Annotated in this window: 13 protein-coding genes; 7 read left to right on the top strand and 6 right to left on the bottom strand. The window is 35.3% G+C overall.

Going from position 1 to position 10,019, the window contains the following annotated elements:
- Positions 1–74: 74 nt before the first annotated feature.
- Positions 75–551, top strand: a complete 477-nt coding sequence (locus HU823_RS21690; protein ID WP_163103577.1) for a hypothetical protein — start codon at positions 75–77, stop codon at positions 549–551.
- A 48-nt stretch (positions 552–599) separates the two neighbouring features.
- On the top strand, positions 600–1,043 hold the full coding sequence (locus HU823_RS21685; RefSeq protein WP_163103558.1) for a hypothetical protein: 444 nt from the start codon (positions 600–602) through the stop codon (positions 1,041–1,043).
- Positions 1,044–1,091: 48 nt separating this feature from the next.
- Here the strand turns inward: HU823_RS21685 and HU823_RS21680 are convergent, their stop codons facing one another.
- From HU823_RS21680 to HU823_RS21670, 3 genes are all read right to left on the bottom strand, one after another.
- The gene (locus HU823_RS21680) at positions 1,092–1,493 is read right to left on the bottom strand and encodes a type II toxin-antitoxin system death-on-curing family toxin (RefSeq protein ID WP_163103557.1); all 402 of its coding nucleotides are present in this window, start codon (positions 1,491–1,493) and stop codon (positions 1,092–1,094) included.
- Positions 1,493–1,759 carry an AbrB/MazE/SpoVT family DNA-binding domain-containing protein gene (locus tag HU823_RS21675; RefSeq protein WP_370568867.1) on the bottom strand — a complete coding sequence of 89 codons (267 nt, stop codon included), beginning with the start codon at positions 1,757–1,759 and terminating at the stop codon, positions 1,493–1,495. The genes HU823_RS21680 and HU823_RS21675 overlap by 1 nt, the downstream gene beginning before the upstream one ends.
- Positions 1,760–2,028: 269 nt before the next feature.
- A complete protein-coding gene (locus tag HU823_RS21670; protein ID WP_197134887.1) occupies positions 2,029–2,676 on the bottom strand; it encodes a MerR family transcriptional regulator in 648 nt (215 codons plus the stop codon).
- Positions 2,677–2,886: 210 nt separating this feature from the next.
- On the opposite strand from HU823_RS21670, the gene HU823_RS21665 reads away from it, so the two are divergent.
- The 5 genes from HU823_RS21665 (at position 2,887) to HU823_RS21645 (ending at position 6,458) form a co-directional block, all read left to right on the top strand.
- A complete protein-coding gene (locus HU823_RS21665; protein ID WP_197134885.1) occupies positions 2,887–3,255 on the top strand; it encodes a hypothetical protein in 369 nt (122 codons plus the stop codon).
- 182 nt (positions 3,256–3,437) lie between these two features.
- Positions 3,438–3,815 carry a hypothetical protein gene (locus HU823_RS21660; protein WP_197134881.1) on the top strand — a complete coding sequence of 126 codons (378 nt, stop codon included), beginning with the start codon at positions 3,438–3,440 and terminating at the stop codon, positions 3,813–3,815.
- 157 nt (positions 3,816–3,972) lie between these two features.
- The gene (gene yunB / locus HU823_RS21655) at positions 3,973–4,701 is read left to right on the top strand and encodes a sporulation protein YunB (protein ID WP_197134877.1); all 729 of its coding nucleotides are present in this window, start codon (positions 3,973–3,975) and stop codon (positions 4,699–4,701) included.
- A gap of 1 nt (position 4,702) precedes the next feature.
- Complete coding sequence (locus HU823_RS21650) at positions 4,703–4,951, top strand: hypothetical protein (RefSeq protein WP_197134874.1); 249 nt, start codon at positions 4,703–4,705, stop codon at positions 4,949–4,951.
- A gap of 226 nt (positions 4,952–5,177) precedes the next feature.
- On the top strand, positions 5,178–6,458 hold the full coding sequence (locus tag HU823_RS21645) for a phage tail tape measure protein (protein ID WP_163103541.1): 1,281 nt from the start codon (positions 5,178–5,180) through the stop codon (positions 6,456–6,458).
- 2,226 nt (positions 6,459–8,684) lie between these two features.
- On the opposite strand, the gene HU823_RS22380 is transcribed toward HU823_RS21645, so the two are convergent.
- From HU823_RS22380 to HU823_RS21630, 3 genes are all read right to left on the bottom strand, one after another.
- On the bottom strand, positions 8,685–8,840 hold the full coding sequence (locus tag HU823_RS22380; protein ID WP_370630166.1) for a YueH family protein: 156 nt from the start codon (positions 8,838–8,840) through the stop codon (positions 8,685–8,687).
- Positions 8,841–9,056: 216 nt separating this feature from the next.
- The gene (locus HU823_RS21635) at positions 9,057–9,560 is read right to left on the bottom strand and encodes a DUF4179 domain-containing protein (protein WP_197192292.1); all 504 of its coding nucleotides are present in this window, start codon (positions 9,558–9,560) and stop codon (positions 9,057–9,059) included.
- 116 nt (positions 9,561–9,676) lie between these two features.
- Positions 9,677–10,019 (bottom strand): hypothetical protein (locus HU823_RS21630; RefSeq protein ID WP_370630165.1); only part of this gene is annotated, 343 nt, incomplete at its 5' end.

Raw genomic sequence — 10,019 nt, 5'->3', positions numbered from 1 at the left:
ACCTTGATACCTATCGGATAGAACAAATGACGAAAGAGAAAACTATCCTTAATTAAAGTTTTTTGGAGGATTTTATGAAAAAGACACTATGTATTATGCTTATTCTTTGTCTTGTATCTCCTTTAGGAGTTCAAAAGGTTGCTGCAGAAAGTGATTTTGAACTTTCAAAGTCTGAAATCAATATTTTAAGTATTCCAAACGTATTGAGGTATGATTTTCTTATCACTAATAAGACTCCATCCAAAGGTTTAAAACATCCAGAATATCGTGGACATTACTATCCTCAGCCTTCAATGGAGATTGCAGTTATTCCGGGAAAAAAACTTTCTTCAGTAATGAGTAGATTCCCGAGATCTTCAACGTTTAAGTTGAATCCAGTTGGCGGATCTTCTCAAGGTGATCTAAGGACGCAAAAAAAGGTGTTATTCAGTGTAGAATACAAGATTAAAAAGAATGCTGACTTAAAGAAAGTAAGAGAATATGCTACGGATAGTACGCTTATTATTTTCGATGGTCTTAAAGAAGTTGCTGAATTTCCACTAAATAGGTAGAATCCTTCTGTATCAGCTCTGTTTTTGTGAGTATAAGGAGTGGATAGAATGACTACTAGAAAATTGGTTGTCTGGAGACCTAAAGATGGACTAGAGGGACCATTACACTATGTTGAAGTTAAGTTTGCAGATGGATTGCAGTTAGTATTTGAAGATGAATCTAACACAGAAATTAAAATCATTTATAACCAAAATATCAATAGTAAATTTGTTTTGGCATTTAGATTTACAGATGACTTAAAAAGAGGTGACTTATCTAAGATTGCTCGTGAAGCGCGAATAGAGTATTTCAATACTATTAATGCTAAACCATGGTATTTCTATAAAATGATTAATTCTGATTTCATCCATTGGTTTGATCAATTACCGGGTCCCGGTTCAAATGAAATATCTAATATTCAGCATTTTATATTTATGTGCTCTGAAGAAACTTTTGAAGTGATAAGTGAATACGAACCTATTGTACAGATTAATAAAAAAAAGAGTGTATAAACCCAATAAAGAGCCTTCATTATGGAAATGAAGGCTCTTTATTGGGCATCAGCCTACGAGCTGACTATTGGTTTCAATCCAGGCTGTGATCTCTTCAAAAGAGTATACGTGGTTAACAACATCAACCGTGAAGTCTTCAGCTGCTTTTTGAGGAGCCGTTAAACGATAACCGTTGTATTTTAGAAACTGAACCATAGAAACAAACGCCGTTCGTTTATTCCCGTTATGAAAAGCGTGATTTTTAGCAAGTGAATCAAAGAGAGCTGCAGCTTTTTCAAACAAAGAGCCGTATCTGTCTTCTAAAAAGGCGGACTGTTGCGGTCTGTGAACAGCTGAATTTAGCAGAGAAGGAATTTTTACTCCTTCTTTTTCACTCGGACTGTATTTCTTAATGAGATATAAATTGATGGCTACAATCTCCGTTTCCGTTAAATATCGAACGACATTCATTATCTATCTTTTAATCCTTTAATGGTTTCATCGTACTCGTTCAAGGTGCTGTTAAGCACATCAAAGAAATCAGGGCTTAATCCTTCAGGAAGAGAAACCTTCTGCTGTCTCTTCGTAATCTTTATCACATCGCCATCTACTTCTACAGCTAACAAATCACCTTGTATAGCTCCAATTTTTCTAAGAGCTTCGGTCATGTTGATTCCTAAGCTATTTCCTACCTTCGTCACTTTACGTTCCATTTCCATCTCTTTCACCATACCCATTATTGGATTTCCTCCTTATATGTTATGTCCATAATGTAAAATGGTTAAACGGGTTATATTGTATATACGTATATACAATAATAACATAGAATATGTAAGAATGCATAACAAAACCAAGGATCTGTAGATCCTTGGTTTTGTTTGGTCTTATTTATAAAAAAGAGAGAAGTCTCTGTTAGCTTACGCTTTTTTTAGATGTTTGTCAGGAAAAACGTGTTGCTGATGGCGTTTATATGGACATTAGTATGGATTTAATGTGTCAGTGGTCTTTACTTTCCGAATAGACGTGAGAAAAAACCTGACTTTTCTTTTGGTTCTTCTTTCATGGCGGCTATCTCTTTTTTTGTTTCTTGTGTCTCACGTAGAACCTTCAGTAATATTGCATCCCGGTCATTCTTCATAAGCTTCTCTACATCTTCTAACTTTTGTTTCAACTCATCAATCTTTTGATCCTTCTCTTGTAGTACTTCTTTCATGACAGACGGAAAACGGTCCAAAAAGACTTCTTCTATGTCCTGACGACTGGTAGAACTGATACCTTGAACCATACTTTTTAGTTGTGCGACTTCGCTAACTAGTGCCTGATTAATCTGTTCTTGTCTGTTTAAAGCTTGTTTTAGGGTTTGTTCTTCCTCTTTATACTTCTTCATTACAGACTCGAGTGCTTCCCCCATGTCTATTGGGGTTCTCGTAGATAAGTTCCATTCCTTTAACGCCTGTTCTTTGCCGTTTTTTTGACAAAGCTTATGTATATCTCTCAGTTGCTGTAGATCTTCAACTGTAAAATAGCGATAACCGTTGTTAGGGTTCTTTCTTACTTCCAAATGAAACTCTTTTATATAGTTGAGTACTGTTGTTTTACTGAGTCCGAGATCTTTAGCTATGTCGCCAGATGTGTATTGCACTTCTTCTTTCAAGTATAAAACTCCCTTCACTTCAAGCTAAAGTATAGAACTTTATAAAGCTTGTTAAACATGATTCGTATATATATTTATAGTTTCAATGAAGTACTTTAGCTTTCCTCTTTTAGGGTACATTTTTTAGAAATTCAATACAACAAGTAGTCCAGGTCTATCTCTATAGTACAAGCGTATAGTATAAAAAGGATTGTGTTCGGAGGTAATCAAATGAAGGGAACGTGGAAAGTTATTATTTTTGTTGTTTTATTTGGCGTTCTTTCATTCCTTGTAATCACGTACTTCAGTACAACAGCAGGGACGGATAGAGAACCTATTATGAGCAAAGAAGAAAAACAAGAAACTCGGTTAACTAATCAGATCTTTGCTGTCGCAAACAAGATTTTAAAAGAGAATGGGTATAAAAGTAATTTTATGTCCATTGAAGTAGAGAATCCACCTGAGTCTCTTAAAATAGAGATCATCGAGGAACAGAAACTTTTTAAACAGATTAAACCGAGAATTACGAGAGCCGTCCGTCATGAAATAAAAGCAAAATTAGGAATAGACATGGATATTAATCTTACAAGAAAAAAGTGAGATGACCGTCAATTGAAAAATACTAGCATGAATTTATTTCACCAGAGTTAGTTATCCAAAGCCAATACATCTATTTTGAATGCACATATAAAAGGACAAGCATTAATATATCTAGATATACCAGTTCAATTTATTTACATAAGTAAGTGGGCTGTAAAAATTAATGGAAAGTGGTGCGTAGATTGAAGATTAAAAAGTTTGGTATTACGTTACTAGTATTAGTGGCTTTGTTAATGCCTTCAAACGCTTTTGCGGCTACTGGATGGCAGCTTAAAGGTACAGAGTATATTGCTATTCCGTCTAATGGGAATGTACTGACAGATGTTTATACAGCTACTGATGGTGGGAATTTCAAACTTGAAATAACAGGTGCTGCTGATTCAAACAGTGTTGGAGCTGCAATGTATGTTAATGGTGTATGGAGAGATACAAAAGCAACAGGGTTTAATTCCTCTGGTAAGGCTGTCATTGAATTTTCCGGCCTATCTTCGGGTAATAAAGTACAATTTGATCTAACTCTTATTGATCATGATGTTGTAACGGTAAAATTTTATGATTAAAAAATAAATTTTTAAATCCCGGATATATTTGGTATTCGGGATTTATTTTATTTGTTCCATATCTAAACTCATTTGTATGAGGTGTCAGATATAGTTTAAGTATTGCTGTTTCTTTTTATTAGAGAATGCGCATATTTTAACTCTAGGAGGGTTTTATATGCATTTTAAAAGAAGGCGAATTCCGACAAGAAAGGGTCCATTGCCGTTTAAATATGTTTTATTAATTTCTTTTATTCTTTTTAATCTATTTACTTTACAAGCTTTATGGTTAGTCGACAATAACATAAAACCTACATTAATGGACATAGCGAATACTGAGGCAAAAAAAATTGCTTCAGAAGCAATAAATAATGCTATTTCAGAAGAAATTGTTAAACCCTCTGAAATGGACGACCTTGTAGTTTTCCATCAAAAAAACACTGGTAAATCTTTAGTTAGTTTTAATCCTAAAATATATAGCAAAATATTAGCAACTACTACGGAGCGTATTCATAAGAATCTTGAGCAGGCTAGTCATCAAGCAGATGTTAATAGCGAAAATAAAAAAAATTATATCCCGGGTACGGTTTATTATATACCGTTAGGTCTTTCTACCAACAACTCACTTCTTGCGAACTTTGGACCTAAAATCCCTGTTAAAATGACGATCGTGGGCGATGTAACATCAAAGGTCGAGACGAAAATAAAAGAATCTGGAATAAATAATACGTATCTAGAGGTATTTTTGGATGTTGAAGTAAATACTCAAATTGTCATTCCATTTTCTTCTGAAGAAGCTAAAATCACCTCAACAATAAAATTAGGAGATCTTTTTGTTGAAGGGGATGTGCCAGAATTTTATGGTGTTCCACCAGCCATAACACCTAAAGAGAATAAGGAGGATTAGTATGGATTTTAATATAGAACTGGTAAAAGTATTAGCCGTTGTTGTTTTCATTCTTAATCTTTGGTGGTCCTTTCGCTGTATACAAAAACTTCAAGTCTGGAATCTTTTTATCAGTGCATTTATAAGTTTAGGTTTATCGTTTCTCTATGATTATTCAATTAGCTTGCTCTTTAATTTAATTTCTATATACCAATGTGTTAATGCTTTTTTAATTATAAAAAGACTTAAAATGGATGAACAGGATGTTTGATTATATGAAAAAGCCCCCAAGCTAATGGGGGCTTTTTCATATAGTTACAGCAGGGAAACTAAAAGTTTGATAGAATTAGTCCTAGAAACGAGAAAAATCCCTCTGACTTTGGCGGGTCCTGGGATTCTCTCGAAATACTAAGGTATCGTATACCTATATTTATGTTGTTATGTGGTTATTCTATCACAAAGTATGCGATTCCTTCCACTACTGGAGGGATTTTTATATGGAAAATTTAAACGCCTACGAACGCGCCAAATATCATGCATGGTTTCATCATCATGAAGCCGATGGCTACATAACCCTTGCGAAGAAAACAAAAAAAGGATTTCAGCAATTTCACGTGAAGCCGAAGAAACTGGCTCTCAAACTCTCAAAATGGCTCGGAGAGGACGTTTATTTCTCTCAGAATACCTTTTATAAGCCTCAGCGACAAATTGAACTCATACGCCAATTACGTTCGTTATACGTGGACTTAGATTGTTATCTCTTAAACTATGATCCGAAATGGATTATCGGAAAACTAGAATTAGAGTTTTTTAATCAAAGTATTCCAGAACCAAGTCTTATTATCTTCTCCGGCCGGGGAGTGGTTCTCGTCTGGCTGATTGATCCTGTCCCTTATCAGGCACTTCCCTTATGGCAAGCTGTGCAAAATCATTTTGTACAACAGTTGAAAGCAATGGGAGGAGACACACGAGCGACGGATGCTGCACGTGTATTCCGTCTTGATGGCAGCATTAATTCCAAAAATGGAGAGGCTGTCCAAGTTCAATACCGTCATGATTATAGATATGTACTTCGTGATATTCAAAACGAATACTTACCAGACCTTCAACCAAAGAAAAAGACACGAGGACGCCGTAAGACTGTTGAAAGGCTTTTTAATACATACTCTTTACACCATGCGCGTCTGCTTGATCTCGTGAAGCTTGTGGAACTACGAAATCATGATGTAAAAGGATACCGCGAGACGATTCTCTTTCTCTATCGATACTGGCAATGTTGCTATGTTGCAGATTCGGAAGAAGCTTTAAGGCAGACGTTAATCTTTAACTCACAGTTCACGGAACCATTGGCTGAAAAAGAAGTGATTCGTGCTACGAAGAGTGCGGAGAAGGCATGGAAAGCCAAAAATACCGAAGAGGCGAACGCGGTAGCCAAAGAAAAAGGCTATCCAGGAGCCGGCTACAACCTAAAGAACGCTAAGATCATCGAATGGCTCGATATTACGGAAGACGAACAGGTGCAGCTGCAGACAATTATTGGGCGCAATGAAAAGCGAAAACGCAACACCGAGGCTAAACGAGAGCAACGACGCAAAGAAGGAATGAAGCCTCGTAATGCTTATATTAAAGCTCAAAAGGAAAAGACAGAGGACAAGCTCTGGCTACTCCAGAAAGCTCTAGATAGGTATCCTAATGCAACTCAAAAGCAGCTAGGTATTAAATTAGGACTGAGCCAGCAACGAATTGCACAACTTTTAAAAGAGGTTAAAAATAGATGAAAAAGTTTACTAGTGGTCTGTCTCTTTATATTAAGGGGACGTAGTCCCTGCCCCTTTATGGGGCTCTTGTTTTTTTTCTTATTTCTTGTGTGGAGTGCTCCTATGGCCTTAACACTTCAGTCTTTATCCTCCTCTGTTTATAGTCTAGCAGTTAGGAGTGTATAAGACTTTCCTGGAAGCATACAAGGAAGCAGCTCCTTTAGCGTAGAAAGAAAATGAATTGCTAGTATTGTAAGCGTATTTTATAAGGGGCGGATTCTTTTGATTGAGGCTATTGTTTTAATCGGTTGTATCTTTATTTGTATAGCTTTAGATTATGGTGTGGAATATTGGAGAAGACATCGCTAATTGAGGGTTTAAAAAGTCTTTAATATCTGTTGAATAGATTAGTTTTTCATTTTAAGGGGATGCGAGTCTAGGTTTTCCTTCTATGACAGGCCCGGACCACCAGGTTTTTTCTTTGCTATAGCTCCGAAAATCAAATGACCCCACATAGGATGATGTTGCCTGTGTGGGGTCATTTGAACACCTGGTGATCCGGGCTGTTTTTTTAGTTAGAAGTGGCTGTTTTGGGTAATTTTATTTTATAGATTATAGCTATAAAACCATGGAGAAGAATCCATCTAAATGTGTTTATTTGGTGGAATTAATAACATGGAAGAAGATTTGATGAAAGTGAGTTTATGTATGTTTATATGCAGAGAAAAATAGTAATGGTATGCGTAAATGGATAGATAACACAAAGGATACTCAATTTATATGTTAGTTACGGTTCGATTTCGCTAATTTTCCTTATGGGTAAAGGCTTGCTGCTGATCTAGTGAATCTCGTAAACGCCAGAAGACCTCACACACCCAACGTACACGGGTCTGTGAGGTCTTCTGGCACTCGTTTTATGAGCAGCATCATAGGAGTTTTTTGTATATGCTCTGAGAAGCGTATATTTTTGTTTTAAGAGATTTTTAGTTTCTGTGGATTTGAATGCGTCGTGTATTCAACGTCTTTATAGTAGGGTTTAGTATTTGTTCTGTTGATTTTCATACATGAATTTTATATTATTCTCATTTTTTGAGGGGATCATTGGTTTTTTAGATAGAAGCTTGTATGGTAATGGAGAAAAGTTAAACTTTTTTAGATGTATAAAGTAGCTGTTTTTTTGGTTTTTTTCAAAGATCTTGTCCTATTTTTTTTCTAGCCCTCCCGAAGCCAGTTAGGAGGGTATGGATAGGAAGGTTCCCCCAATAAGAATAGGGTCTTTATATCCTATGTGATAGATAAATAAAAAGTAACGTGTGTTTTAAACAAAAAAACGATTCCTATCTGTCAGAAATCGTTTTTTGTTACAAGAGCTCCTTATAGGGGGAGGAGCAACGCCTATATCGACGCTATTATTAACATACGCAAAAGCAATAAAGAATATTTAAGGTGAATCCTAACCAAATAGACGAAAATCTAAATATGGTAAAGTTACAAACGAGTAGGTGTATGCAAAGTCAATCAAATTTCCATTTACATAATGTCTATAAGTTTTGTACATACTAAAAATAACGTCTGAGTGTGGCGTTGTTTCCGGAAACCTGTAAGGACCGATTCTCAGTAGAGGGAGAATCGGTCTTTTCCATTTAGATAACCAAAACACTTAAAAACGAGTGGAATCATACACACACCACAGGTTGTACACATATAGTAAAAGTATGACCGATAGAGTGCATCCCTGATATCACCAGCGCTGTATTGGTTTTTTGTCAGCTGCCGGTTAAGGGGGAGAAAACATGAAAAAAAGAAAATGTCCATGTCTGAAAAAGACTCCTTTGATTAGACCTCTACATTCACCACCACCTATCGTTTGTAAAAAGCAATGTTGCCACTCTAAATAAGAATGTATACCGACCGAGTTCTCCAAACAGAACTTGGTCTTTTTATATCCTGACAAACAAAAAGAGAAGTCTCTTTATAGACTCCTCTCTTGTAAAACGGATCGAACTTAGTGATGGTTACGATGACAGCTGCATCTTTTCTTTTCGTATCGTCTACACTTGTAGTAAACGGTACAAGAAGGTTCGCATCTTCTTTCGTGTCTTCTATGACAACAACAGTTTCTATAGCCCATGATTATTCCCCCCTAGAAATAATCCGATCCTATTGAACGGATCCGGTTATTATATGCTATGCAGGTAGGGACAAGTTGTATAGACGCTTAAATTCTTATTATTTATATGTATAATCTTATGCATACTTCTTAACGAGTTCAATGATAGATTCTGCTAATTTATTGGTGTCTCCTTCAAATAAATGATAGTTTAGTGAGTTTTGTAGATGGTTGGTCTGGGTGGATATCTTATCAATTTCTTTAAATTCAGCTGACCAATGAATGGTAGGAATAGATACGATACTATTATTTTGTCAACTTTTAAACCGGATTGAAAATGAAAGAAAACAAGAGAAAAGAGAAGAACAGCACATTTTATAATAAGGCTATTTTTTTGCTGTTTCAGAAACCTAAAAACCCTGAATTTCGCCGAATATGGTGAGATTCAGGGTTTTGATTTTTGTTTTGGTTCCGCAAAGGATTTTTATGTTAACTAGCTCTCTTATTTTTTACTTAAGAGGGAATTCAATGGTCCAATTCCCTTTCGTTTCAAAAATTTCATGTATTGTAAACTTTATGTTTGCATTACTAGGTAATCTACCTTCAGGATTGACTTCAATAATCCCAATATATTTATCATCTGATACCTTTAAATCTTCGAGGCCGCCATGGTTTACTTCTTTCTTGTTGATATATACATTAGGTTTACTCCAAAAGGCAGATGTATTGTAATCAAATTCTTTTTTCGTGTTTATTGTATAGGCGAGAAATATACTTTTTTTATTTTTGTATAAGCCATTTACGGTTAAGACAATTCCTTGATCTGCAATCGTTTTCTCAATTTTGGTGGTTTTTTCTTGTTTCCCTGCAACAATTAATTCTTGTTTGTTAAATTGACTACCAAACTTTGTGAAAATCTCGTTATGACTTGGAGGCTTTTCATTTGCTGAAGCAAAAACTATTGTAGTAAGCAATCCTAGCGCAATTACACCAGTTGTAATAAAACGTTTCATTTGCACACCCCTGACCTTTTTTACCATTGTTATAGCTTATCCAACAAGAGATTAATAATTCCATATATTTGGAATTTAATCCTAAAAGGTGTGTTATGTTACAGCTATTAAGTTTATTAATTATCTAACTTGTTCATTTGTTCTAATACATGTTGTTTTACACGTAGTTTTTCTTCTTTGTTCATGTTAAGAGACATTTCACCTTTTAAACGATCAGTTAAAAGGGTTAAAGGCTTATGCTCTTCTATTGATCTTTCTTTTTCTCCTGCTATTAGAAAGATATACGTGCTTAAGTAATCTCCTTTTTTATTATAGAAATCCATTATAGTGTAAATCTCTAACTTTTTATCATTTCTAGTTATCGTGTTTGATTTAATTATTTTGTCATGCTCATTGTGAACGGCAACCCAAACTTTTTCTCCTTTTATGTCCATTAAGTCAACTAAATCACATGAAGAC

The sequence above is a fragment of the Fictibacillus sp. 18YEL24 genome (genome assembly GCF_015903855.1).
Lineage (GTDB): Bacteria > Bacillota > Bacilli > Bacillales > Fictibacillaceae > Fictibacillus > Fictibacillus phosphorivorans_C.
Note: the sequence above shows the minus strand (reverse complement) of the source record. Positions and strands in the feature narration are given on the sequence as shown.

Coding starts and splice junctions, on each gene's coding strand:
- HU823_RS21690 (WP_163103577.1), top strand. CDS start 75: ATGAAAAAGACACTATGTATTATGCTTATTCTTTGTCTTGTATCTCCT.
- HU823_RS21685 (WP_163103558.1), top strand. CDS start 600: ATGACTACTAGAAAATTGGTTGTCTGGAGACCTAAAGATGGACTAGAG.
- HU823_RS21680 (WP_163103557.1), bottom strand. CDS start 1,493: ATGAATGTCGTTCGATATTTAACGGAAACGGAGATTGTAGCCATCAAT.
- HU823_RS21675 (WP_370568867.1), bottom strand. CDS start 1,759: ATGGGTATGGTGAAAGAGATGGAAATGGAACGTAAAGTGACGAAGGTA.
- HU823_RS21665 (WP_197134885.1), top strand. CDS start 2,887: ATGAAGGGAACGTGGAAAGTTATTATTTTTGTTGTTTTATTTGGCGTT.
- yunB (WP_197134877.1), top strand. CDS start 3,973: ATGCATTTTAAAAGAAGGCGAATTCCGACAAGAAAGGGTCCATTGCCG.
- HU823_RS21650 (WP_197134874.1), top strand. CDS start 4,703: ATGGATTTTAATATAGAACTGGTAAAAGTATTAGCCGTTGTTGTTTTC.
- HU823_RS21645 (WP_163103541.1), top strand. CDS start 5,178: ATGGAAAATTTAAACGCCTACGAACGCGCCAAATATCATGCATGGTTT.
- HU823_RS21635 (WP_197192292.1), bottom strand. CDS start 9,560: ATGAAACGTTTTATTACAACTGGTGTAATTGCGCTAGGATTGCTTACT.